The sequence below is a fragment of the Cupriavidus malaysiensis genome, assembly GCF_001854325.1.
In the GTDB taxonomy this organism is placed as follows: Bacteria; Pseudomonadota; Gammaproteobacteria; order Burkholderiales; family Burkholderiaceae; genus Cupriavidus; species Cupriavidus malaysiensis.
In genome coordinates this window covers 1,073,934-1,096,384 of the sequence record NZ_CP017754.1, presented here as the reverse complement: position 1 = coordinate 1,096,384, position 22,451 = coordinate 1,073,934, and the positions used below count along the sequence as shown (strand labels likewise).

Annotated in this window: 19 protein-coding genes; 10 read left to right on the top strand and 9 right to left on the bottom strand. The window is 70.6% G+C overall.

What is annotated here, in order from left to right; genetic code table 11:
* Nucleotides 1-133 precede the first annotated feature (133 nt).
* From fba to BKK80_RS04775, 3 genes are all read right to left on the bottom strand, one after another.
* The gene (gene fba, locus BKK80_RS04785) at nt 134-1,198 is read right to left on the bottom strand and encodes a class II fructose-bisphosphate aldolase (RefSeq protein WP_071011227.1); all 1,065 of its coding nucleotides are present in this window, start codon (nt 1,196-1,198) and stop codon (nt 134-136) included.
* A gap of 104 nt (nt 1,199-1,302) precedes the next feature.
* Nucleotides 1,303-2,739, bottom strand: a complete 1,437-nt coding sequence (gene pyk, locus BKK80_RS04780; protein WP_071011225.1) for a pyruvate kinase — start codon at nt 2,737-2,739, stop codon at nt 1,303-1,305.
* Nucleotides 2,740-2,838: 99 nt separating this feature from the next.
* The gene (locus BKK80_RS04775) at nt 2,839-4,035 is read right to left on the bottom strand and encodes a phosphoglycerate kinase (protein WP_071011224.1); all 1,197 of its coding nucleotides are present in this window, start codon (nt 4,033-4,035) and stop codon (nt 2,839-2,841) included.
* Nucleotides 4,036-4,397: 362 nt separating this feature from the next.
* Here BKK80_RS04775 and BKK80_RS04770 point away from each other — a divergent pair, with 362 nt between their 5' ends.
* Complete coding sequence (locus BKK80_RS04770; protein ID WP_071070685.1) at nt 4,398-5,504, top strand: helix-turn-helix transcriptional regulator; 1,107 nt, start codon at nt 4,398-4,400, stop codon at nt 5,502-5,504.
* Nucleotides 5,505-5,556: 52 nt separating this feature from the next.
* Entirely contained in the window at nt 5,557-6,684 is a 1,128-nt protein-coding gene (locus BKK80_RS04765; protein ID WP_071068650.1) for a helix-turn-helix transcriptional regulator, read from the top strand.
* Between the two features lie 51 nt (nt 6,685-6,735).
* Here BKK80_RS04765 and BKK80_RS04760 read toward each other — a convergent pair whose 3' ends face one another.
* The 4 genes from BKK80_RS04760 to BKK80_RS04745 all read right to left on the bottom strand — a co-directional run bounded on the left by BKK80_RS04760 (nt 6,736) and on the right by BKK80_RS04745 (nt 12,603).
* The gene (locus BKK80_RS04760; RefSeq protein WP_071011220.1) at nt 6,736-7,059 is read right to left on the bottom strand and encodes an AzlD domain-containing protein; all 324 of its coding nucleotides are present in this window, start codon (nt 7,057-7,059) and stop codon (nt 6,736-6,738) included.
* Complete coding sequence (locus BKK80_RS04755; protein WP_071011218.1) at nt 7,056-7,850, bottom strand: AzlC family ABC transporter permease; 795 nt, start codon at nt 7,848-7,850, stop codon at nt 7,056-7,058. The genes BKK80_RS04760 and BKK80_RS04755 overlap by 4 nt, the downstream gene beginning before the upstream one ends.
* Before the next feature lie 294 nt (nt 7,851-8,144).
* Nucleotides 8,145-9,158, bottom strand: coding sequence for a Bug family tripartite tricarboxylate transporter substrate binding protein (locus tag BKK80_RS04750; protein ID WP_418235890.1), 1,014 nt, complete (start codon nt 9,156-9,158; stop codon nt 8,145-8,147).
* Nucleotides 9,159-9,597: 439 nt separating this feature from the next.
* Nucleotides 9,598-12,603, bottom strand: coding sequence for a DEAD/DEAH box helicase (locus tag BKK80_RS04745; RefSeq protein WP_084545477.1), 3,006 nt, complete (start codon nt 12,601-12,603; stop codon nt 9,598-9,600).
* Between the two features lie 505 nt (nt 12,604-13,108).
* On the opposite strand from BKK80_RS04745, the gene BKK80_RS04740 reads away from it, so the two are divergent.
* The 5 genes from BKK80_RS04740 to BKK80_RS04720 all read left to right on the top strand — a co-directional run bounded on the left by BKK80_RS04740 (nt 13,109) and on the right by BKK80_RS04720 (nt 16,727).
* Nucleotides 13,109-13,303 carry a zinc-finger domain-containing protein gene (locus tag BKK80_RS04740; protein ID WP_071011215.1) on the top strand — a complete coding sequence of 65 codons (195 nt, stop codon included), beginning with the start codon at nt 13,109-13,111 and terminating at the stop codon, nt 13,301-13,303.
* A 124-nt stretch (nt 13,304-13,427) separates the two neighbouring features.
* A complete protein-coding gene (waaF, locus tag BKK80_RS04735) occupies nt 13,428-14,450 on the top strand; it encodes a lipopolysaccharide heptosyltransferase II (RefSeq protein ID WP_071011213.1) in 1,023 nt (340 codons plus the stop codon).
* A gap of 41 nt (nt 14,451-14,491) precedes the next feature.
* A complete protein-coding gene (locus BKK80_RS04730; RefSeq protein WP_071011211.1) occupies nt 14,492-14,935 on the top strand; it encodes a YybH family protein in 444 nt (147 codons plus the stop codon).
* A 125-nt stretch (nt 14,936-15,060) separates the two neighbouring features.
* Nucleotides 15,061-16,047: a YheT family hydrolase gene (locus BKK80_RS04725; protein ID WP_071070680.1), complete on the top strand. Its 987-nt coding sequence runs from the start codon at nt 15,061-15,063 to the stop codon at nt 16,045-16,047.
* An 89-nt stretch (nt 16,048-16,136) separates the two neighbouring features.
* Nucleotides 16,137-16,727 carry a DUF2946 family protein gene (locus tag BKK80_RS04720; protein WP_071068649.1) on the top strand — a complete coding sequence of 197 codons (591 nt, stop codon included), beginning with the start codon at nt 16,137-16,139 and terminating at the stop codon, nt 16,725-16,727.
* 100 nt (nt 16,728-16,827) lie between these two features.
* Here BKK80_RS04720 and BKK80_RS04715 read toward each other — a convergent pair whose 3' ends face one another.
* Nucleotides 16,828-18,582 (bottom strand): M48 family metalloprotease, encoded by a 1,755-nt coding sequence (locus BKK80_RS04715; RefSeq protein ID WP_083383949.1) that lies wholly within the window; start codon nt 18,580-18,582, stop codon nt 16,828-16,830.
* 120 nt (nt 18,583-18,702) lie between these two features.
* Here BKK80_RS04715 and moaC point away from each other — a divergent pair, with 120 nt between their 5' ends.
* The 3 genes from moaC (at nt 18,703) to BKK80_RS04700 (ending at nt 20,512) form a co-directional block, all read left to right on the top strand.
* The gene (gene moaC / locus BKK80_RS04710) at nt 18,703-19,179 is read left to right on the top strand and encodes a cyclic pyranopterin monophosphate synthase MoaC (RefSeq protein ID WP_071037472.1); all 477 of its coding nucleotides are present in this window, start codon (nt 18,703-18,705) and stop codon (nt 19,177-19,179) included.
* A gap of 324 nt (nt 19,180-19,503) precedes the next feature.
* The gene (locus tag BKK80_RS04705) at nt 19,504-19,929 is read left to right on the top strand and encodes a hypothetical protein (protein ID WP_071011192.1); all 426 of its coding nucleotides are present in this window, start codon (nt 19,504-19,506) and stop codon (nt 19,927-19,929) included.
* A gap of 58 nt (nt 19,930-19,987) precedes the next feature.
* Nucleotides 19,988-20,512 (top strand): YMGG-like glycine zipper-containing protein, encoded by a 525-nt coding sequence (locus tag BKK80_RS04700; RefSeq protein ID WP_071068648.1) that lies wholly within the window; start codon nt 19,988-19,990, stop codon nt 20,510-20,512.
* Between the two features lie 87 nt (nt 20,513-20,599).
* Here the strand turns inward: BKK80_RS04700 and BKK80_RS04695 are convergent, their stop codons facing one another.
* Nucleotides 20,600-22,438 carry a PglL family O-oligosaccharyltransferase gene (locus BKK80_RS04695; RefSeq protein WP_071011188.1) on the bottom strand — a complete coding sequence of 613 codons (1,839 nt, stop codon included), beginning with the start codon at nt 22,436-22,438 and terminating at the stop codon, nt 20,600-20,602.
* Nucleotides 22,439-22,451: the final 13 nt, after the last annotated feature.

Here is a 22,451-nt window from a genome sequence, read left to right as displayed (position 1 = left end):
CCGATCTTGCGTCGCGCGGAGGAAAAGCGTGGCGCTCAAAAATGCGTCGTCCCCGCACGGGCGGGGACACGGAAAACTGGCGGGCCGCGCACCTGCCCGCAAGGCGAGGCAGGCGCGGCCGGCAGGCCTTACCTTACTGGACGACCTGGGCGAGCTTGCCCGTCTTGTACTGCGCCGCGATGTCGGCCAGCGCGACCGGCTTGATCTTGCTTGCCTGGCCTTCGCAGCCGAAGGCGACGTAGCGCGCCTTGCACACCAGCTTGGCGGCTTCGCGGGCCGGCTTCAGGTACTCGCGCGGGTCGAACTTGCTCGGGTTCTCGACGAAGAAGCGGCGGATCGCGCCGGTCATGGCCAGGCGGATGTCGGTATCGATGTTGATCTTGCGCACGCCGTACTTGATCGCTTCCTGGATCTCCTCGACCGGCACGCCGTAGGTTTCCTTCATGTCGCCACCGAACTGGCGGATCTCTTCCAGCAGTTCCTGCGGCACCGAGGAGGAACCGTGCATCACCAGGTGGGTGTTGGGGATGCGGGCGTGGATTTCCTTGATGCGGTTGATCGCCAGGATGTCGCCGGTGGGCTTGCGGGTGAACTTGTAGGCGCCGTGCGAGGTACCGATGGCGATGGCCAGCGCGTCGAGCTGGGTGGCCTTGACGAAGTCGGCGGCCTGTTCCGGGTCGGTCAGCAGCATGGAATGGTCCAGCTTGCCTTCGGCGCCGATGCCGTCTTCCTCGCCGGCTTCGCCGGTCTCGAGCGAGCCCAGGCAGCCCAGTTCGCCTTCCACGGTGACGCCGATGGCATGCGACAGCTGCACCACCTTGCGGGTCACTTCGATGTTGTACTCGTAGTCGGACGGGGTCTTGCCGTCTTCACGCAGCGAGCCGTCCATCATCACCGAGGAGAAACCCAGGTCGATCGCGGCCTGGCAGATGGCCGGGGACTGGCCGTGATCCTGGTGCATCACCACCGGGATGTGCGGGTAGGCTTCCACCGCCGCCTCGATCAGGTGGCGCAGGAAGTGCTCGCCGGCGTATTTGCGGGCACCGGCCGAGGCCTGCATGATCACCGGCGCGTTGACTTCGTCGGCCGCCTGCATGATGGCCTGGACCTGCTCCAGGTTGTTGACGTTGAAAGCCGGCAGACCGTAGCCGTTCTCGGCGGCGTGGTCGAGCAGCTGGCGCATCGATACGAGTGGCATGTCAGACTCCTAAAGGGAAAGATTTGGGGTATCTGGGGTTTCTTCTACTGATCGGATTCGTCCGCGGCGGTCCGTGGCGGTCGCTGGCTTCCGGCGCCGCGCGCTCAGCCGCCCACCCGGACGATCTTCAAGGTATTGGTTCCGCCCGGCTGGCCCATCGGCTCGCCCACCGTCAGCACGATGAAGTCGCCGCGCTGCACCACGCCCTGCGCCAGCAGCAGGTCTTCCGCCTGCTGCAGCGCCACGTCGCGGTCCGAACTGGCGTCCAGCGGCAGCGGCACCACGTTGCGGTAGAGCTGCATCTTGCGCTGCGAGGTCAGGTTGGGCGTCATCGCATAGATCGGCACATGGATACGGTGACGGCTCATCCACAGCGCGGTGGCGCCCGAATCGGTCAGCGCGGCGATGGCCTTCACCTGCAGATGATAGGCAGTGAACAGCGCGCCCATCGCGATCGACTGGTCGATGCGGGTGAAGGTCTGGTTCAGGAAGTCGGTGTCCAGCTGGACCACCTCGGACTTCTCCGCCTCGATGCAGACCGCGGCCATCGCCTCGACGGTCTCGACCGGAAAACGGCCGGCGGCGGTCTCGGCCGACAGCATCACCGCGTCGGTGCCGTCCAGCACGGCATTGGCCACGTCCGACACCTCGGCGCGCGTCGGCACCGGGTTGACGATCATGCTTTCCATCATCTGCGTGGCGGTGATGGCCAGCTTGTTGGCCTCGCGCGCCAGGCGGATCATGCGCTTCTGCAGCGCGGGCACCGCCGCGTTGCCGACCTCGACCGCGAGGTCGCCGCGCGCCACCATGATGCCGTCGCAGGCCTGCAGGATCTCTTCCAGCACGCCCGGCCGGATCGCCTCGGCGCGCTCGATCTTGGCGATCATGCGGGCCTTGTGGTTGTGCGGCTGACCTGCCACCAGCGCGAGCTGGCGGGCCATTTCCATATCGGTGGCGTTCTTGGGGAAGCTGACCGCGACGTAGTCGGCGCCCAGCGCCATCGCGGTCTTGATGTCTTCCATGTCCTTGGCGGTCAGCGCCGGCGCCGACAGGCCGCCGCCGAGGCGGTTGATGCCCTTGTTGTTGGACAGCTCGCCGCCCACCTTGACGGTGGTGAAGATCTCGCCGCCGAATACGCGCTCGACCACCAGCACGATCAGGCCGTCATTGAGCAGCAGCAGGTCGCCCGGACCCACGTCGCGCGGCAGGTCCTTGTAGTCGAGCCCGACGCGCTCCTGGTTGCCCAGGGTGCAGGCGGCATCGAGGATGAAGGCGTCGCCCGGCTTCAGGGTGATCTTGCCGTGCTCGAACTTGCCGACGCGGATCTTGGGCCCCTGCAGGTCGGCCATGATGGCCACCTCGCGGCCGCAGGCATGGGCGGCCTCGCGCACCATGCGGGCGCGCTCGAGATGATCGTCGGCGGTGCCGTGCGAGAAATTCAGGCGCACCACGTCGACACCGGCCGCGATCATGCGCGTGAGCATCTCCAGCGTGCTGGAGGCGGGGCCGATGGTGGCGACGATCTTGGTCGAACGGGTCATGGACGGGTTCCGGGTTTCCGTGGAAGAGGCGGCGCGCCCGCGGGCCCGCGGGACCCGTGCGGCGCGCCAGGGACGCCGCTCGGCGCCCCGGCGTCGGGCTCAGCCCGCCGCGCGTTGCTCCAGCACCTCGAAAGCGGGCAGCTTCTTGCCTTCCAGGAACTCGAGGAAGGCGCCACCGCCGGTGGAGATGTAGCCCACGCGGTCGGCGATGTTGTACTTGGCGATGGCGGCCAGGGTGTCGCCGCCGCCGGCGATCGAGAAGGCCTTGGAATCGGCGATGGCCTGGGCCAGCACCTTGGTGCCGTTGCCGAACTGGTCGAACTCGAACACGCCGACCGGGCCGTTCCACACGACGGTACCGGCGGCCTTGAGCTGCTCGGCCAGCTGCGCGGCCGTCTTGGGGCCGATGTCCAGGATCATGTCGTCGTCGGCCACGTCCTTGACGTCCTTGACGGTGGCCGTCGCAGTGGCGCTGAACTCCTTGGCGCAGACCACGTCGACCGGGATCGGCACCGAGGCGCCACGCGCGCTCATCACGTCCATGATGGCGCGTGCCTCGGCCACCAGGTCGGCCTCGGCCAGCGACTTGCCGATGTTCAGGCCGGCGGCCAGCATGAAGGTGTTGGCGATGCCGCCGCCGACGATCATCTGGTCGACCTTGTCGGCCAGCGACTTGAGGATGGTCAGCTTGGTCGACACCTTGGAGCCGGCCACGATGGCCACCAGCGGGCGGGCCGGCTGGCCCAGCGCGCGGCCCAGCGCATCGATCTCGGCGGCCAGCAGCGGGCCCGCGCAGGCCACCGGCGCGTACTTGGCGATGCCGTGCGTGGTGGCTTCGGCGCGGTGCGCGGTGCCGAAGGCGTCGTTGACGTAGACGTCGCACAGCTTGGCCATCTTCTGCGCCAGCTCGTCGCTGTTCTTCTTCTCGCCCTTGTTGACGCGGCAGTTCTCCAGCAGCACCACCTGGCCGGGCGCGACCTGCACGCCGTCGACCCAGTTCTGCACCAGCGGCACCTCGCGGCCCAGCAGCTCGGACAGGCGCGCGGCGATCGGCGCCAGGGAGTCCTCGGGCTTGAACTCGCCTTCGGTCGGGCGGCCCAGGTGCGAAGTGACCATGACGGCTGCGCCGGCCTTCAGGCAGGCCTCGATGGCCGGCACCGAGGCGCGGATGCGCGTGTCTTCCGTGATGTTGCCTGCGTCGTCCTGCGGCACGTTCAGGTCGGCGCGGATGAAGACACGCTTGCCGGAGAGTTTGCCTTGGGAAATGAGATCGGAAAGACGCAGGACAGTGGACATATCAGTTTCGAGAAAGACGGAAACGGAAAAATGGGAGAGAAATCGCGGGAATCCGGCATTTTACCCGAACGAGCCCCCTGATTCGCGGATTCCTGGGGTGCCCCTCGCAGTAAAGTGCTATCTACATCACAACCGAGGCGGTTACGCTTTCAATCTCAACCTGCCTACCCTTCCTAGGAAGGGTTACCAATTCGAGCATCCCCACGGTCGTTGGGATAATGTAATTAACGTCTGCATATAGGTACAGGCAGATCCGCAAGCCCTCACAGAAGGGCTGCACTCATGACCAAGAATATTCCGGTCAAGTCGCGACACAACTCGAAGATTCCCAGCGCGACTGCCATTGGCACAAGGGGTTGATGATGACTGAGCCGGACATGCACGCGGCCATCCGCGGCCTGTACGACGGCATTCTGGAGCCGGATGCGTGGCAGGCGAGCCTGCGCATCCTGAGCGGCATGGCCGGCAGCGCCCATGCCTCGATGCTGGTGTACGACACGGTACACGACCAGGTCACCCTGGGCGAGACGCACAACCCCGTGCGCGAGTTGCACGAGCGCTACGAGCGGCAGTACCAGGCGATCGATCCCGCCAAGGACTTCGCCGCACGGCTGGGCGTCGGCGACTGGTACGTGGACGCGCGCGACCTAGGCGAAGGCGCGATGGCGCGGCATCCGTTCTACCAGGAGTTCTTCCACACCTTCGATCTGCGCTCCTATGCGGCCTGCCTGGTCGAACGCCAGCCGCACTACGAGGTGTATTTCTCGCTGCAACGCGCCTTCCCGCGGCCGGCCTGGCGGCCCGAGGATGCCCGCGCGCTGGATTGGATCATCCCGCATATGCGCAGCGCCATGCGCCTGCGCGACCGCACCGTCGAGGTCGCCTCGCTGGCCGGCATGGCCGACGCGGTGCTGGAGCGCCTCGCCTTCGGGGTGGTCGTCTACTCGCCCGCCCAGCGCGTGCTGTTGTGCAATCGCATCGGCGAGCGCTGGGCGCGCCGGCTCGATCCGGCCGGCAAGGTCTCGGACTGGAAGCTGACCCGCCCCTTTCACGCCATGCTGCGCGCGGCCTGCGACCCTGCCGCGCCCGTCGCGGCCCAGGCCGCGCTGGCCACCGACGGCACAGGCAACGATGCCCAGGTGATCGTACTGCCGCTGGCGCCCTCGCACCGGCTCGCCAGCGCCTGGCAGAAGCCCGCCGCGCTGGTGGTGGTGCATGAGCGCGGCGGCGCCCCGCCGCTGCTGCCAGACGTGCTGCGCAGCCTGTACGGGCTGACGCCGGCCGAGACCCGCCTGGCCTGCGAACTCGCCACCGGCAAAGGGTTGCCGGAGGCCGCCGCGCGCCTGCACATCCGGCACGAGACCGCGCGCTCGCAGCTCAAGGCCATCTTCCAGAAGACGGGAACCGGCTCGCAAGCGCTGCTGGCCCATCTGCTGGCCCAGCTTGCCGCCGCCCTGGCGCAGGCTTGAACTCCCGCCGGGTGCCAGCGGCCCCGGCGCACCGTGACGAGGGCCCGGCAGCATGGACCACCGCGACAAGTACGAGACCGAAATGCACGAGACGATCCGCGGCCTCTACCAGGGCATCGTCGAACCCGATGCCTGGCAGCGCAGCCTGGCCGCGCTGTGCCGCGCCACCGACAGCGCGTACGGCTCGCTGGTGGTGCTCGACACCATCCACGACCGCTTCACCGTCAACCAGGTCGTCAACCCGGTGCCGGAAGCGGCGGCCGCCTATCACCGGGACTTCGAGCCGGTGGACCCGGCCCATCGCTTCACCGCTGAACTGAATGCGGGCGACTGGTACGTCGACACGCGCGAGCTGGGCGGCCACCACGCGATGTACCGCCTGCCCTTCTATGGCGAATTCATCCGTGCCTACGGCATGTCCTCGGTGGCCGGCTGCCTGGTGGAACGGCGCCCCGACTACGATGTCTTCCTCGCGTTGCAGCGCGCCGCCGGCCGCGACAGCTACCTGCCGCACGAAGTCCAGGGGATCGACTGGGCCATTCCCCACCTGCGCCAGGCCATCGCCCTGCGCGAGCATGCCCAGGCCTGCCTGGCCATGAGCGCGCTGTCGGCCACGCTGCTCGACCAGTTCGCCTTTGCCGTGCTGGTACTGCTGCCCGACGGCCGGCTGCTGATGGGCAACCGCCAGGGGAAGGACTGGCTGCGCCGGCTGCTGCCGGCAGCCGGCCGCACCACGGCATGGACCCTGTCGCGCTCCTTCCACGAGATGCTGCAGGCCGCTTGCGACCCGGCTGCGCCGATCCCGGCGCGCGGCGCCCGCGCCCGCGCGGCCGACGGCTGCGAGGCCAGCGTGGTGGTGGTGCCGCTGCCGCCCCAGCACCGGCTCGCCCAGGACTGGCAGCAACCGGCGGCGCTGGTCATGGTGCATGAGGTCAAGGAGGTGCCGCCGCTGCTCGGCAGCCTGCTGCGCGACCTCTACGGCCTGACCCCGGCCGAGATCCGGCTGGCCACGGCGCTGGCGGGCGGTACCGGCCTGCCGGAGGCCTGCGCCCGCCTGGGCATCCACCGCGAGACCAGCCGCTCGCAGCTCAAGAGCATCTTCCAGAAGACCGGCACCGGCACGCAGGCGCGGCTGGCCCACCTGCTGACGCAGCTCGGCGCGGCGCTGGTCGACGCCTGACCACCGGCGCAGGCGGCCGTCAGTCGTTTGTCATCGGCCGCCGATCATTGATCAGCCGAACAGGCGCAGGCCGGTGTAGACGGCCATGCCGGCCACGATCATGCCGATCATGCTGCGCGTCACCAGGTAGAAGGCGGTGGCGGCGATGCCGGCCAGCAGCTTGAGGTTGTCCATCGCCAGCGTGAAGTGGCCCTGCCAGGTCAGCAGGTCCGGCAGCACGATGGCCACCAGGGCCGCCGCCGGCGCGTAGCGCAGCGCACGCTGCAGGCGGTCCGGCACCGTCACGCGCTCGCCCGCGATCAGGAAGAAGGCGCGCGTGACGATAGTCACCACGGCCATGCCGACCAGCGCGATCCAGATCTCGAGATGGCTCATGCGCGGTCTCCGGCGTCGCTGCCGGCGCGGCGGCGGCGCAGCCCGCGCAGCGTGGCGCGCGCGGCGAACTCGTCGCTGGCCATGCCGGCGGCGAGCGCGCCGCAGACGGCCACCACCAGTCCCAGGCGGTACGGCAGGTCGAAGCACAGCAGCGCCAGCACGGCCGAGACCGCGACCGCCAGCAGCGTGGAGCGGGTCTGGATGGTGGCCACCATGACCGGGATCAGGGCCAGCGTGCCGGCCACGGCCAGCCCCCAGGCATCGGGCACGAGGCTGGCCAGCAGGATGCCGGCGATCGAGGAGGTCTGCCAGGCCAGGAAATTGGTCAGCGCCATGCCCCAGAAATAGCCTTCCTTGCCCGGCTCGTAGCCCGGCTCGCTGTAGCGGCGCATGAAGTAGACGAAATGCAGGTCGCCGTTGAACGAGCCCAGCAGCGTGCGCCGCCACAGCGGCAGGTAGCTGAAGTGAGGCTGCAGCGCCGCGCTGAAGATCACGAAGCGCAGGTTGATCACGGCCGCCGTCATCCACACGGTCCACAGCGGCATGCCGGCCGCGAACAGCGGCAGCACGGCGAGCTGGGCCGAGCCCGCGTAGACCAGCAGCGACATGCCGATGGCCTCGGGTACCGTCATCACCGATTTGCTCATGGCGATACCGGTGACCAGCCCCCAGGAAAAGGTGGCCGGCAACGACGCCGCGAAATAGCGGGCACCGTCGACGAAGGCGGAACGCTCGGCGGGCGCAATGCGGTGCCAGGGCCGCAACAGGGCCTGGCGCAATCGGAGGATCATGGCAGAGGGCGCGAGACAGCACGACCGGATGGCTGGCGCCGCCGCGCGGCCGGGAAGGCCGCAGCGGCTGGCAAGGCCGGTCGGGGGGACGTCGCCCGCCGGACGGCGGACGCGTCACCATTATAGGGCCAGGGCCGGCCCTGCTAAGCACCCGCTTAAGAAATTATTGCGAAAACATCACATTCGACAAGGCGCCTGTGTGCCATGCCATGGCGCCCTGCCCGGACCGCCGCGGATCGCGGCGGATCACCGGACCCGCCCTCGCCCCCGGGCAGGCGATGCCGGCCCGCACGCTTAGTCGATGGAGGCGCCGACCGACTTGACCACGCCGGCCCACTTCTGGCGGTCGGCCTTGACGGTGGCACGGAACTGCTCAGGCGTCTCGATGCGCGGGGTATTGCCGGCATCGACCAGTTTCTGGCGCACGGCCGGGTCCTCCAGCGCCACCTTGACCGCCTCGCTGACCTTCTGCACCACCTTCGGATCCAGTCCCTTGGGGCCGAAGAAGCCGAACCAGATCGCGCTGTTGAAGCCGGGCAGCCCGCTCTCCGCCACGGTCGGCACCTCGGGAATGGCCGGCACGCGCCGCGCGGTGCTGACGCCGAGCAGGCGCACCTTGCCCGCGCGGTACTGCGGCAGCACGCTCTGCACCTGGTTGAAGATGCAGCAGACCTCGCCCTTGAGCACGGCCTGCAGCGCGTCGGGACCGCCCTTGTAGGGCACGTGCACCATGTCCAGGCCGGCGCGCGCGTTGAACTCGGCGAAGGCCAGGTGGGTGCCGGTGCCATTGCCGGTCGAGGCGAAGTTGTACTTGCCGGGGTTGGCCTTGACCTTCTCGATGAATTCCTTGACCGACTTCACGTCGATCACGGCCGGATTGATGGTCAGCACATTGGACACTTCCACCAGCGGCGCGATCGGGGTGAAGTCCTTGTCCGCGTCGAAGGCCAGGTGCTTGTACAGGGCCGGATTGATGCCATGGGTGGCGGCCGTGCCGAGCAGCAGCGTGTAGCCGTCGGGCCTGGCATGGGCCACCACTTCCGAGGCCACGTTGCCGCCCGCGCCCGGGCGGTAGTCGAAGATGATCGTCGTCTTCAGCGTCTTCTGCAGCGACTCCTGCAGCGTGCGCCCGACCATGTCCACGCCGGAGCCCGCGGTGAAGCCGGTCAGGATGGTGACCGGCTGGGCGGGCCATTCCGCCGCCCGCGCCGGAGCCGGCGCCAGGGCGAGCGGCAGGGCAAGCGACAAGGCAGCCGGCACGGCGGCCAGCAGGGCGAGCGGGGAATACAGGCGGGAAGCGGAACGGATCATGTCGGGGGCAGCCTGGCTGAGTGGATCGTGTGATGCGTGGATCGTGTGATGCGGTATTCGGTCGGGCCGTGTCGATGCCGGTGCGCCCAGGCTCGTCGGCGCGCAAGCGCGCTTCCTGGCGTACCGCTCCGACCGGCTGTCTTGTCGTGGCTCGTTGTGGCTCGTTGTGGCTCGTCGTGGCTCGTCGTGGCGTCTGCTGATGCGGCCCGCCGCGCAGCGGGCCGAAGGCAGCAAGATACCAACGATCGGGCACATTACCAACGATGCATATCGCTTGAAGGTATGCCGGCGGGGCATAAGCGCCCCTTGCTGCACTGGAATGGGGCGGCATGGCCAGCGCTCCCTTGGTGTCACGCAAGCCACGGGCCAGCCGTGCCGGGCCTCTGTGCCAGGAATCGCCACACCGCGCCCACCCTGGCGCCACCACGCCCCCCCCTCAGCGCCGCAGCAGCATCACCAGTTCGTCCACGTCCGGCAGCGGCGCCGCCGCGCCCTCGCCCGCCGCCAGGATGCCGTCGGCCAGTTCGCGCTTGCCCTGGTGCAGGGCGACGATGCCCTCCTCCACCGTGCCGGCGCCGATCAGCCGGTAAACCGTCACCGGGCGTTGCTGGCCGATGCGGTGGGCGCGCCCCATGGCCTGGTCCTCGGCGGCCGGGTTCCACCACGGGTCGGTGATGATCACGTAGTCGGCCGCGGTCAGGTTCAGGCCGAAGCCGCCCGCCTTCAGGCTGATCAGGAAGCAGTCGCCCTCGCCCGCCTGGAAGGCGGCCACGCGCCGGGTGCGCTCCGCCGCGGGGGTGGCCCCGTCGAGGTACTGCCAGCGCAGCCCGGCCTCGTCGAGCGCGGCGCGCAGCAGTTGCAGGAAATCGACGAACTGGCTGAACACCAGCGCGCGGTGGCCGGCGGCGGCCAGTTCCTGCGCCAGCGCGACGAAGGCACGCACCTTGGCGCCCGGCCGTTCGAGCTCGGGCGTGACCAGCCGGGCATCGCAGGCGGCACGCCGCATGCGCGTCAGCTGGGCCAGCACGTGCAGGCGCGCCTCGGCTTCGCTTGCGGCGGCGCCGGCCGCCGGCGCAGCGGTGCCGCCGGCCGCGGACGGCGCACCCGGGCGCCTGGCCCGGGCCGCGGCGCGCAGCGCCTGCTCGGCGGCCGTCTCGGCCTGGCGGCGCAGCGCCTCGTAGTGGGCGGCCTCGAGCGGATCGGGCTCGATGCGCAGCACCCGCTCGGTGCGTGCCGGCAGCTCCTCCAGCACTTCGGCCTTGGTCCGGCGCAGCACGAAGGGCGCGATCATGCGGCGCAGGCGCAGGCGCGGCTCGCGCGCGCCGGCCTGTTCGATCGGCGCGGCGAAGTGTTCGTTGAATCGCACCAGCGAGCCCAGCAGGCCCGGATTGCAGAAGCGCATCACCGACCACAGCTCGGCCAGGCGGTTTTCCAGCGGCGTGCCGCTCAGCACCAGGCGGAAATCGGCCCGCAGCGCGAACATGGCCTGGGCGCGCTTGGCGCCGGCGTTCTTGAAGGACTGGGCCTCGTCGGCCACCACGGTATGCCAGGCCTGCGCGCAGAAGTCGGCGCGCGCCTGCTGCAGCAGGGTGTAGGAGACCACCACCAGGTCACCCGCGCCGGCCTGCGCCAGCACCGCCTGGCGGCCGTCGCCGGCGTAGTCGTGCACGCGCAGCGAGGGGGCGAAGCGGCGCGCCTCCTCCAGCCAGTTGCCGCATACCGAGGTCGGCGCCACCACCAGGGCCGCGCCGCCGCCGGCGCGTGCCACCAGTACGGCCAGCGCCTGCACGGTCTTGCCCAGGCCCATGTCGTCGGCCAGGCAGGCGCCGAAGCCGGCCTGCGCCAGTTGCATGGCCCAGCGGTAGCCGTCCTGCTGGTAGGGGCGCAGCTCGGCCGCCAGCGTGGCCGGCAGCGGCGCCGGTGCCGCCGCGCGCGCCTGGCGCAGGCGCGCCACGCGCTCACGGAAATGACGGTCGGGGTCGATGCCGGCACCGGCCAGCACGTCATCGAGCCAGGGCGCGGCCATGGCGGGCACGCGCAGGCCGCCGTCGCGGGCGGCCGGGGCGGCGACCGCGGCCAGGTCGCGCAGGCGGCCGCGCAGTTCGCGCGTGAGCGCCACGTAGAGACCGTCGCCCATCGGCACGAAGCGCCCGGGATGGCCGGCGGCCCAGGCCAGCAGGCGTTCCAGTTCGAGCACCATGCCCTCGGCCACGGTCAGCTCGCCGGCCAGCTTGAACCATTCGCCGGCAGCCGCCACGCGCACCGCCAGCTGCGGCAGGCCCGCGCCCAGCACCCGCATGGCGCGGCCCTTGGGCCATTCCAGCGCCTGCACGCCGGCCAGCCCGGGCAACTGCTCCAGCACGGCCAGCGCGATCTCGGGATCGTCCAGCGTCCACTGCAGCTCGCCATCGTCCGACGCCAGCGGCACCAGCTCGGGCAGCGCGTGGAAGCACTCGGCGACATGGGCCTGCTCGGCGGCGAGGTCGCGCCGCGTCGCGCGCGTCTCGCCCTGGATGGTGGCCAGCAGGCGTTCGCGGCCGGCACCCGGCGCCAGGCGGGGGCCGAGCGGCCCCAGCGGCGTGACCACCAGGCGCAAGGCCACGCCGCGGCCGTGCGGCGCCAGTTCGGCGCGCAGCCGGTGCTCGGGCGCCACTTCGAAGGCCAGGCCACCTTGGTCGGCCTGCACCTGGAAGTGCGCGGCAAGCGCGCGCAACGCGCCGTCCAGTTCGGCCTGGGCCTCGAGCGGCACCGGCAGCCCCCGCGCCAGCACGCGCCCGGCGGCGAGCTGGGCCGGCGTATGGCGGACCACGCGCAATCGCTGCGGCCCGTCGCGTACCACGGTGATCTGGCGCAGCGTCTCCGCTTCCTGGCGCGCCGCCGCGTCGAGATAGCCTTCCAGCAGGCGCGATTCGCGTACCGGCGGCCAGGCCCGCAGCAGGTAGTGCCCGGGTTCGCGTACCACCTCCAGCACCGGCTCGCCGGCCTCCACCGCCAGCGGCTGCTCGGGACGGCCTGCCAGCACCACGCCGGGATGCCCGATCAGCGCCAGCATGGCGGCCGCGCGATCCAGCACGAAGCGCCGCCCGTAGCCGCGCACCGGCCGGATCGCGCGCGCCACGCGCGCGTCGTCCGGGCCCAGGCTCTCGCTTTCGGCCAGCCGCGCCAGCGCCACCGGCCGCGGCTTGCCCCAGCCGCGCGCGCCCTGGCTCTGTTCGAGCGGCTCGATGGCGGCCACCGCCCCGTCCGGCTCCAGGCTCACCATCCACAGCAGGCGGGTGCGGGGCGCGCCGCCGGCCGCGTCTTCCGGGGCGGCGCCCGGCTCGCCGGCCAGCGCGCGCAGTGCCTGCAGCGCCTCTCGCCAGTCATCGGTCCGTGCCGTGCCCGCGCCGGGATCGGACGACGGGTCCGGCGTCAGCGCGGAAGGTGGCCGGGATGCGGACATGGGTGCTGGCAACAGGGAAAGAGGGTCAAGAAGAAGGTCAAGAAAAACCGAAGGGCAAGATAAGCGGAATAAACGTAAGCGGAATAAACGTAAGCGAAATGAACGGAAAGACCGGCGGGTGCGACGCGGGGGAGTCCGGACGCCCCGGCGGTGCCGTCCCGCGCACGCGCGAGAGACGCAAGCGGCACGGCAACCGACCGCTGATTCTAGCCCGGCGCGCCCGCGTGCGTTGGCACCTCGGTTCCCGCGGCTTACAATGTGGGTTTTGCAGCTTTTACGGCGTGCGGGAGAAGACCATGTCGATGGCGGCTCCCGCCGGCAGGATCCGGATGGACGGCAAGCTGATCGACTGGCGCAGCGCCAACGGTTGCCGGACTCCCCTCCTCTGCCGGGCATCTTCTGCGCGGCCGTGGGCGGCACCGACGAACGCAACAAGCACTGGCTCACCCAGGTCTGATCCCGGACCGGCCAGCCGACGACGAACAACACCCCTCCCTGCAACACCATGACGCAAACCGCCAGCACCATCGAGATCGGCGCAGAAGACATTCCGCTGCATTGCCCCACCAGCAAGACCCCGGCGTGGAACTACCATCCGCGCGTCTTCCTCGACGTGGCCGACACGGGTGAAGTCAAGTGCCCCTACTGCGGCACCGTGTACAAACTCAAGCCCGGCACCGTCCTGAAGGGCCACCACTGACCGCATCCCGCCCCCGCCCGGCGCACGTACCCCGCCCCCTTCCCCGACGCGCCCGCGGGCGCGCCGGGGTATCGGTGCTGGCGGCGCGCGTGCCGGGCGCCGGCCGGCCTGCCGCCCCCCGCTCATGAAGAAAGCCCTCGTCATCGCCCCGAACTGGATCGGCGACGCGCTGATGGCGCAGCCGCTGTTCGCGCTGCTCAAGGCTCGGCATCCGCGCATGCAGATCGATGCGCTGGCACCCAAATGGGTGGCCCCGGTGCTCGCCCGCATGCCCGAGATCGGCAAGGTCTTTCCCACCGACCTCGCACACGGCAAGCTGCAGCTCTCCGCACGCCTGCTGTTCGCCCAGCAGCTCAAGAACGAAGGCTATGACGCGGCCTACGTGCTGCCCAATTCCTTCAAGTCGGCGCTGATCCCCTGGATGGCCGGCATTCCGCTGCGCATCGGCTATCGTGGCGAAGCGCGCTTCGGCCTGCTCAACATCCGCCACGCCAACCCGCCGCGCGACCAGCGCCCGCCGATGGTCGAACACTACGCCCGGCTGGCGCTCAAGCCCGGCGCGCGGCTGCCCGAAGCACTGCCCGAGCCGCGCCTGCGCATCGACCCGCAGCGCGTGGCCGCCACCGCACAGCGCTTCGGCATTCCGCCGCAGACGCGCCTGATCGCCTTCTGCCCGGGTGCCGAATACGGCCCGGCCAAGCGCTGGCCGGCCGCGCACTTCGCCGAACTCGCGCAGATGCTGCGGCGTTCCTTCCCCTACGCGCAGATGATCACGCTGGGCTCGGGCAAGGATGCCGAGATCGCCGCCGAGATCGTGCAGGGCGCGCCCTTCGTGCGCAACCTGTGCGGCCAGACCTCGCTCGACGACGCCGTCGACCTGCTCGCCCTGTCCGAGGCCGCGGTCTGCAACGACTCCGGGCTGATGCACGTCACCGCCGCCCTGAACCGGCCCCAGGTGGCCGTGTTCGGCTCCAGCGACCCGCGCCATACGCCCCCGCTGTCGCAGGCTGCTAGTATCATGTGGCTCCAATTGGAATGCAGCCCATGCTTCAAGCGCGAGTGTCCCCTCGGCCACCTGCGCTGCCTGAAGGACATCCAGCCCGAGATGGTGTTCGTCGAGCTGCGCAAGCTGCTGCAGCAGCCCTGAGCCCGGACCCCACCGGATCGATTCCCAGACCATCGCCACCCATGCCCCGCTTCGCCCGCCTGTTCGATTCCGCCGAAGACATCGTCGAGGCCTACCGCGACGCCCTCAAGCTGCGCGACGCCGAAGGCGCGCTGCGGCTCTGGCTCGACGAGGACTCCATCACCTGCGTGATGCCCGACGGCCACCGCCTGATCGGCCATGAACAGCTGCGCCAGGCCTACGCGCAGCTGCTGGAGGAGCAACCGGTGCTGGTCGACGTGATCGAGGCCAGCAGCCATGCCTCGCTGGGCGTCTCCATCTTCGACGTGACCGAGGCGCTGCGCTTCGGCGGCGACCGCGTCGAGGCCGACCTCTACGTGCATACCACCTACGTGCTGATGCAGAACCACGAAGGCTGGCGCATCGCCCACATCCACTGCAGCCCGGCCAATGCGGCCCAGCTCGCCGGCGCCAGCAGCGCCGTGCCGGGCCAGGCGCTGCACTGAAACGGGAGGGCTGCCCGGCGCTCCGCCACGGCAGCCCTGCAGGCATGCGGCATCCGACCTTCGCCAGCCCCCCGGCGCCGGCCGCCCCCACCGAGGCCGAGGCCGACTTCGGCGCCGGGCAGCGCATGCCCTGGTGGCTGTGCGACGGCCATACCCAGACCATCATCCCGGCGCGCTTCACGCGCCGTCCGCAGGTCGGCTTCCGGCGCGAGCGCTGGACCACGCCCGACCGGGACTTCATCGACCTCGACTGGACCACGCATGACACCGCGCCCGATGCGCCGCTGGTGGTGATGTTCCATGGACTGGAGGGCGACTCGGGCAGCCACTATGCCCAGGCGCTGATGCACGCGCTGGCGGCGCGCGGCTGGCAGGGCGTGGTGCCGCACTTCCGCGGCTGCTCGGGCGAACTCAATCTCGCGCCGCGCTTCTACCACTCGGGCGATGCCGAGGAGATCGGCTGGATCCTGCAGCGCCTGCACGCGCAGCACTGCGCGCCGGCGCGCCGGCTGCTGGCGGTCGGCATCTCGCTGGGCGGCAATGCCCTGCTGCGCTACCTGGGCGAGCAGGGCCAGGCCGCGGGGCGGCTGGTCGCCGCGGCCGCCTCGGTGTCGGCACCGCTCGACCTCGCCGCCGGCGGCGCTGCGCTGGCGCGCGGCTTCAACCGCGTCTACACGCGCATGTTCCTGCAGACGCTCAAGCGCAAGTCGCTGGCCAAGCTGCTGCAGTATCCCGGCCTGTTCGACCGCGATGCCATGCTGGCGAGCCAGGACCTCTATGCCTTCGACAACGTGGTGACGGCGCCGCTGCACGGCTTCCGCGACACCGACGACTACTGGACACGGGCGGCCAGCAAACCCGTGCTGGGCAGCGTGGCCGTGCCGACGCTGGTGCTCAATGCGCGCAACGACCCCTTCCTGCCGGCGCGCCACCTGCCCGGCCCGGAGCAGGTCAGCGCCGCGGTCTGGCTGGAGCAGCCCGAGCACGGCGGCCACGTCGGCTTCATGACGCCGCGCGAAGGCCTGCTGCGCCAGCTGCCGCTGCTGCCGTATGCTGGGCATATCGGCTGGCTGCCGCAGCGCGTGCTGCGCTTCTTCGACAGCGTCGCCTGAGATCCGGCGATGCCCCGGAGCGCCACGGTGCACGGTGGCGCCGGAGGCCCATGCTTGCGGGCGGCACGCCCGCGCAGGAGACAAGACAGATGGATGAGATCGTCAAGCAGGCCATGGCCCGCTGGCCCGACGTGCCGAACTGCTATGGCTGGCTGGCACTGGACCGCCGCGGGCAATGGCGCATCCGCAACGAATACGCGCAGCAGCACGGCCTGTCCGGCGATCCGGTCCGGAACGAGGCGCTGGTCCGCTTCATCGAGCGCAACTACCAGCGCGACGCGCGCGGCGCCTGGTACTTCCAGAACGGCCCGCAGCGGGTCTTCGTCGCGCTGGGCTATGCGCCGTGGGTCGCGCGGCTGCACCAGGGCCGGCTCGCCACCACCAGTGGCCACGCGCTGGTGCCCGTCGCCTGCTACGCCGACGAGCATGGCAACGTGGTGCTGGCATGCCGGATGGAGGAGGAACTGACGGGCGCAAGCGGCGTGCAGGCCGTGCTGCTGCACGACCATGACCTCGATGCCTTCAGCAGCGCCAGCACCTGGCACGGCGAAGCCTGCGGCGCGGCGCTGGGCGCGTTCCATCACGGCAGCGCGGACCTGCCGATCGAACCCATCCTGGACAAGGAAGTGCCAGCGCGCTTCGGCTTCGTGCGCACGCCGCAGGCGGAGCCGGCCGGATAGGCGGAGAAGGCCGAGAAAGCCGAGAAAGCCGAGAAAGCGAAAGGGGCGGGAAAGCAGGGATAAGCGAGAAAGGCAGACGGCCGGCAGCGCCCGCCCGGGCTCAGTTCGGCATGCCCTTGTTGTCCTGGCGATCCTCGCGCGCCAGGCGCTGCAGCTGGTGCAGGCGCGCATCGACCTCGGACAGGGTGTAGAAGTCGCCGTCGCCCGCCTTGCGCGCGATCTGCAATTGCTCGATCGCTTCCTGGTAGGAGCCGTCCATCGCATAGCGCTCGGCCAGTGCCTGGTGCTGCAGCAATTGCTGGCCCCTGCCGGCATAGGCGCGCGCCAGCAGGCCCCACCACTCGGGACGGGTGTTCTCTTCGCGGGTGCGCTCGCGCAGATAGGCCACCGCTTCGTTCCAGCGGCCGACCGACAACAGCGTCTCGCCATAGCACAGGGCCACCGCGTGCGACAGCGGGAAGGCGCGCATCGACGCCTGCGCCTGGCTCAGCGCCTGTGCGGTCCGGCCCTGCTCGCGCGCCAGCTCGATGGTCATCACGTCCAGCATCGGCGTGCCGGAAGTCGCGCCCGGGATATTGCCGTACAGGCGGCGTGCCTCGGTCAGCGCGGTCTCGGCGGCGGCATAGCGTCCCAGCCGCTGCTCGGCGAAAGCGATGCCGTACCACAGCGCCGGCTGCCGCGCCGGCGCGGCGCCGGCCAGTTGCGTCTGCATGGCATTGCGCACGTTCTGCAGGTCGCTCGGCGTGGTTTCCTGCAGCACGCGGGCGCGCACGCGGGCGAACTCATAGTCGGGCGTGCTGACCACCTTGCGCACGCTGACGTGGCTGGCGCGGTCCTGCATGTCGGCGATGCGCTCCGAGGTCAGCGGGTGGGTCCGCACATAGGCCGGCAGCGAGTTCTCGGAGATGCCCATCACGCGCTGCAGGCGGCGGAAGAAGTCCGGCATGCCCTGCGGATCGAAACCGGCCGCGGTCATGATCTGGAAACCCACGCGATCGGCCTCGCGCTCGGCGCTGCGCGAGAACGACAGCTGGTTGGCCACCGCCATGCCCTGGCCACCGATGGCCAGCGCCGCGGCGGCATCTCCGCTCTTGGTGGCAGCCAGGCCGGCCAGCGCCATCGCGGCCAGCGCGATCCACATCGATTGGTCCTGCTTGGTGATGCCGCGCGCGATGTGTCGCTGCATCACGTGGCCGATCTCGTGGCCCAGCACCGACGCCAGCTCCGATTCCGTCTCCGACTGCACCAGCAGCCCGGTATGCACGCCGACGTAGCCGCCGGGCATGGCGAAGGCGTTGATGGTGCGGTCGCGCACCCCGAACAGTTCGAAGCCGGTGGCAAAGGTGCCGGCGCCGTTGGCGCCCGAGATGTTCTGCTTGCGCGCGGCCTCGACCAGGCGGAAGCCGAGCGCGTTCAGGTACTCCGTCAGCAGCGGGTCGGTCAGGTAGTCAGGGTCGCGGCGGATCTCGCGCATGATGCGATCGCCCAGCCGCCGTTCCATATCGGGCGACAGCGCCGCGCTGGAGGGATCGCCCAGGTCCGGCAACTGCGGCCCGCTGCCCTCGACCACGGTGTTGCCGCCGTGCACGAAGTCCGACTTCTGCCCCGCCTTCACGCTGCGGTTCAGGTTGTCGTAGACCTGGTCGCTTACCTCGGCGCCCGGCGCACCGCCCACCGAAAGCCCGGGCGGCAGGACGGTCTGCGCCCAGCCGGGCGCCAGCAGGCTCACGGCCAGCAGCGCCGCCAGCGGCCGGCGCAGACGCCACGGCCGCGCGGCAATACGGCGGAGCGGGTCATGGCCGGAGTCGTGGCGGGCGCGGACGGAGCCGGTGCGGAGCGGTCGGGACGGTAGCATATTGCTATGATAGCGGCCTTCCCATGCCGTTCCCACGGGGCTTGCCCTGCCCGGCCGCGGCGCAGGCCGCTACGCCGGCGGCAGCGCCGCGGCCTTCACCCTCCACTCTCCAGTCCCGCCATGAGCCAGCTCACGCACTTCGATACCGCCGGACAAGCCCATATGGTCGACGTCGGCGACAAGGCCAGCACCCATCGCGTCGCCGTGGCCAGCGGCACCATCACCATGCAGCCCGACACGTTCGCGCTGGTGCGCGACGGCAGCGCGAAGAAAGGCGACGTGCTGGGCATCGCACGCGTGGCCGCCATCATGGCCACCAAGCGCGCCGCGGACCTGATCCCGCTCTGCCACCCCATCGGCCTGACCAAGGTCGCGGTCGACTTCGCGCTCGACGCGGCCGGCGCCAGCGTCACCTGCACGGTGCGCACCGAGACCCGCGGCCAGACCGGCGTGGAGATGGAAGCGCTGACCGGCGTGCAGGTCGCGCTGCTGACCATCTATGACATGTGCAAGGCGGTGGACCGGGGCATGGTGATGGGCAATGTGCGGCTGCTGGAAAAGCATGGCGGCAAGTCGGGGGACTGGGTGGCGGGCTGAAGGCGGCCGCGCCCGGACTACCCCGGACTACCCAGACGACTCCGGACGACTCCGGACGACTCCGGACGACCTGGATCATTCCGGGCCATTCCCGATCATTCCGGCTCACCGCCCGCCTGCGCCCGGGCGGTGAACGCGTGTGGCGTGGCGTCGGCGATTCTTAGCGCCGATGTCACAGGCTTACAACATCACAGGCCGCTCTGTAATAAGCGTAACGGCCCATTTCCACGCCATCAGGGGCGTGGGCTTGCGCGTTAAATTGGTATTCAATTCACATCGGGAAAGCCGCACCACGCGGTGCCCTGAGATACCAAGGTGAGCAACATGAACGCGCGAGATCTCGGCCGCATCGGCCTGCTTGCCGCCGCGCTGGCGGCTGCCGCAGGGGCCAGCCTGCCGGCCCAGGCCCACGGCTGGTACGGCCGCGGGCGGGTCGGCGTCGGTGTCTATGTCGGGCCCGGCTTCTACCCTTACCCTTATCCGTACTACTACCCCGGCTACTACTACCCGCCCGCGGTGGTAGCGGAGCCGAGCGCGCCGCCGCAGTATATCGAGCAGGGTGACGTCGATCCCGCCGGCATCCCGCCCGCCGCGGCCGGCGGCGCGCCGGACCAGGGGCCATCCTACTGGTACCACTGCAGCAAACCCGAGGGCTACTACCCCTACATCAAGGCCTGCCCGGGCGGCTGGCAGCAGGTGCCCGCGCAGCCGCCGTCGAGCCGCGCCGACGGCGCCCCGCCGCCGGCCTGACCAGCCTGATCCCGACGGAGCACCGCGCACGCGCCGTCCCCATGCCAGAGGAATCGCCATGAAAGCCCTCCCCCTTCTCGGCCTGCCGCTTGTGGCACTGGCCCTGAGCGCCTGCACCGTGATGCCGACCGGCCCGAGCGTGATGGCGCTGCCCGGCACCGGCAAGAATTTCGACCAGTTCCGCGCGGACGACGCCAGCTGCCGCCAGTTCGCCTATGCGCAAATCGGCGGGGTGAGCGCCGACCAGGCCGCCGCCAATACCGCGGTCGGCGGCGCCGTGCTGGGCACGGCGGTCGGCGCGGCCGCCGGTGCGGCCTTCGGCGGCGGCCGCGGCGCGGCCATCGGTGCCGGTGCCGGCCTGCTTACCGGCTCGGCCATCGGCGCCAACAACGCCTACTACTCGGGCTATGGCAGCCAGCGACGCTACGATGCGGCCTACGTGCAGTGCATGTACGCCAGCGGCAACAAGGTGCCGGTCTACGGCAATATGGCGATCCGCAGCGCGCCGCCGGCCGGCGCCGCCTACTACCAGCCCGCGCCGCCGCCTCCGCCGCCGGGCTACTACGCCCCGCCGGCCTACTGAGCCTCGGCGCACCCGGCATATCGGCCTGCTGAGCGCCGGCTGCCGGCGCACGGCGGGCCGGCGCTGCCGGCGCAATCGGCGGCCCGCTCAGTCTTCCTGGTGCGAGGCGGCCTGCTTGCGCACCCAGTCGCAGAAGGCCTCCGGCCGGTCCTCGGCGCGCACGCCGGTACAGGCCTTGTTCACGGTGGCATACTGCGCCGCCTCATCTCCCGCGTAGTAGAAACGCAGGCGCATCAGCCAGACGCGCGCCTGCGCCTCCTTGCCCGTCAGCGCCATCAGCCACGCGGTGCGCGCGATCATCTCCGGCGTCGGCAGCAGGTGCACGGCGGCCAGGTGGCCCGGCAACAGCGCCGCCGCATTGGCCGGCGTGATGCGCGCCAGCTCGGCGCGCTCGGCGCCGGCATGGGTCTGGAACCAGAAGCGCGGCAGCGGCAGGCCGGCACGCTTGGCGCTGCCGGCATACTCGCGCGCCTCCAGGCGCCGGTAATCCTGCCACATGGTGGCCAGTACCACGCCGGCCGCCAGCACGAACAAGGCCGCCGCCAGCCGGCGCGCGGCGCGCGGCGGCTGCCAGCGCACCAGGCCGGACGGCTCCAGCCAGGCAATCAGGAAGCAGAACGGCAGCAGGAAGTAGGCATAGTGCAGCGGGTATTCGAGCATCGAATGCGCGCACAGCATGGCCAGCCAGGTCAGCGCCAGCAGGCTCTGCGCGCGTTCGTCGGCATCGCCGCGCCACAGGCGCGCGCGCACCACCCGCCACAGCCAGCCGGCCAGCACCAGCAGCACGCCCACCGTGCCCACCAGCCCCGTCTTGGCCAACAGGTCCAGCACGGCATTGTGCGCGTGCAGGGACATCTCCGCCGTCACCCCGACCAGCGCCAGCTGCTCGAACTGGGCCCAGCCGAATTCGCCCCAGCCCACCCCCAGCCAGGGGTGGGAACGGAACATGGCCCAGGCATGCGTCCACAGCGCGCCACGCGAAGAGATCTGGTCGGCCGCCTGCAGCTGGGCGATGGTGTCGAACAGGTTCCAACCGAAGGCCTGCCCCGCCGCCTTGACCAGGGGCTGCAGCACCAGCAGGCCCGCCACCAGCGCCACCGCCGCGAACAACAGGCCGGCCGGCCGCGCCAGCGGTCCGGCGCGGCGCGCGCTGGCGCCCAGTCGGCCACGCTCGCCATCCATCGCGCCCGCGCGCGCCAGCCAGGCCATCAGCAAGGCGCACAAGGTCGCCAGCCCCACGTGCAGCACGCCTGTGCGCGAGCCGGACAGTACGATGCCGCTCTCGAGCAGCAGCGCCGCCGCCAGCCAGGCCGGCGCGCCCAGGCGGCCGCGCGCGGCCAGCCAGACCGAGGCCGCCAGCGCCAGCCCCTCGACCGTAGCCTGGTGGTTGGGCTGGTTCAGGTTGCCCCACAGGCGGCGGTTGTCATCGTAGAAATAGGAAGAGACCAGGCCCAGGCTACCCGGCTCCAGGTGGAAGACCTGCGCCCATTGCGCCAGCGTGCCCAGCAACCCCGCCACCAGCCAGGCGGCGGCCAGCGCATCGAGCAGGTGGCGGCGCCCGTCGCGGCCCGCGGCCTGCCCGTAGCGCCAGGCGGCCAGCATCACCACCGCGCCCAGCGCCAGCGCCAGCTGCGTCAGCAGGCGGCTGCCGGTGATGTCGGGCATGCCGGCGGCGGCCTGCAGCAGGCCGGTCAGGATCAACCAGAGGGGGAACAGCGCGGCGATGGGCAGCAGCGGCGCCTCGCTACGCTGGCCGGCGCGCGTGGCGAGGCTGCACAACAGCCAGGCGCTCAACGCGAACAGCAGCAGCGAGGCCCATTCGCCGTAGAAAGTAGCGAGCGGCAGGGTATGCCGGGAAACCAGCGGGGGAAACGCGACAGCGAGGAAAACGGCTAGGGCCGGAAGCGAGAACCTGAGAGGCGGCATGCGGGTGCCTGGT

Bases quoted from the DNA above. Each gene is read 5' to 3' on its own strand.
- BKK80_RS04730 (WP_071011211.1), top strand. From the start codon at position 14,492: ATGCCCCGCTTCGCCCGCCTGTTCGATTCCGCCGAAGACATCGTCGAG.
- BKK80_RS04745 (WP_084545477.1), bottom strand. From the start codon at position 12,603: ATGTCCGCATCCCGGCCACCTTCCGCGCTGACGCCGGACCCGTCGTCC.
- BKK80_RS04705 (WP_071011192.1), top strand. From the start codon at position 19,504: ATGAACGCGCGAGATCTCGGCCGCATCGGCCTGCTTGCCGCCGCGCTG.
- pyk (WP_071011225.1), bottom strand. From the start codon at position 2,739: ATGACCCGTTCGACCAAGATCGTCGCCACCATCGGCCCCGCCTCCAGC.
- BKK80_RS04775 (WP_071011224.1), bottom strand. From the start codon at position 4,035: ATGTCCACTGTCCTGCGTCTTTCCGATCTCATTTCCCAAGGCAAACTC.
- waaF (WP_071011213.1), top strand. From the start codon at position 13,428: ATGAAGAAAGCCCTCGTCATCGCCCCGAACTGGATCGGCGACGCGCTG.
- moaC (WP_071037472.1), top strand. From the start codon at position 18,703: ATGAGCCAGCTCACGCACTTCGATACCGCCGGACAAGCCCATATGGTC.
- BKK80_RS04700 (WP_071068648.1), top strand. From the start codon at position 19,988: ATGAAAGCCCTCCCCCTTCTCGGCCTGCCGCTTGTGGCACTGGCCCTG.
- BKK80_RS04760 (WP_071011220.1), bottom strand. From the start codon at position 7,059: ATGAGCCATCTCGAGATCTGGATCGCGCTGGTCGGCATGGCCGTGGTG.
- BKK80_RS04715 (WP_083383949.1), bottom strand. From the start codon at position 18,582: ATGCTACCGTCCCGACCGCTCCGCACCGGCTCCGTCCGCGCCCGCCAC.
- BKK80_RS04725 (WP_071070680.1), top strand. From the start codon at position 15,061: ATGCCCTGGTGGCTGTGCGACGGCCATACCCAGACCATCATCCCGGCG.
- BKK80_RS04755 (WP_071011218.1), bottom strand. From the start codon at position 7,850: ATGATCCTCCGATTGCGCCAGGCCCTGTTGCGGCCCTGGCACCGCATT.
- BKK80_RS04770 (WP_071070685.1), top strand. From the start codon at position 4,398: ATGACTGAGCCGGACATGCACGCGGCCATCCGCGGCCTGTACGACGGC.
- BKK80_RS04720 (WP_071068649.1), top strand. From the start codon at position 16,137: ATGGATGAGATCGTCAAGCAGGCCATGGCCCGCTGGCCCGACGTGCCG.
- BKK80_RS04765 (WP_071068650.1), top strand. From the start codon at position 5,557: ATGGACCACCGCGACAAGTACGAGACCGAAATGCACGAGACGATCCGC.
- BKK80_RS04740 (WP_071011215.1), top strand. From the start codon at position 13,109: ATGACGCAAACCGCCAGCACCATCGAGATCGGCGCAGAAGACATTCCG.
- fba (WP_071011227.1), bottom strand. From the start codon at position 1,198: ATGCCACTCGTATCGATGCGCCAGCTGCTCGACCACGCCGCCGAGAAC.
- BKK80_RS04695 (WP_071011188.1), bottom strand. From the start codon at position 22,438: ATGCCGCCTCTCAGGTTCTCGCTTCCGGCCCTAGCCGTTTTCCTCGCT.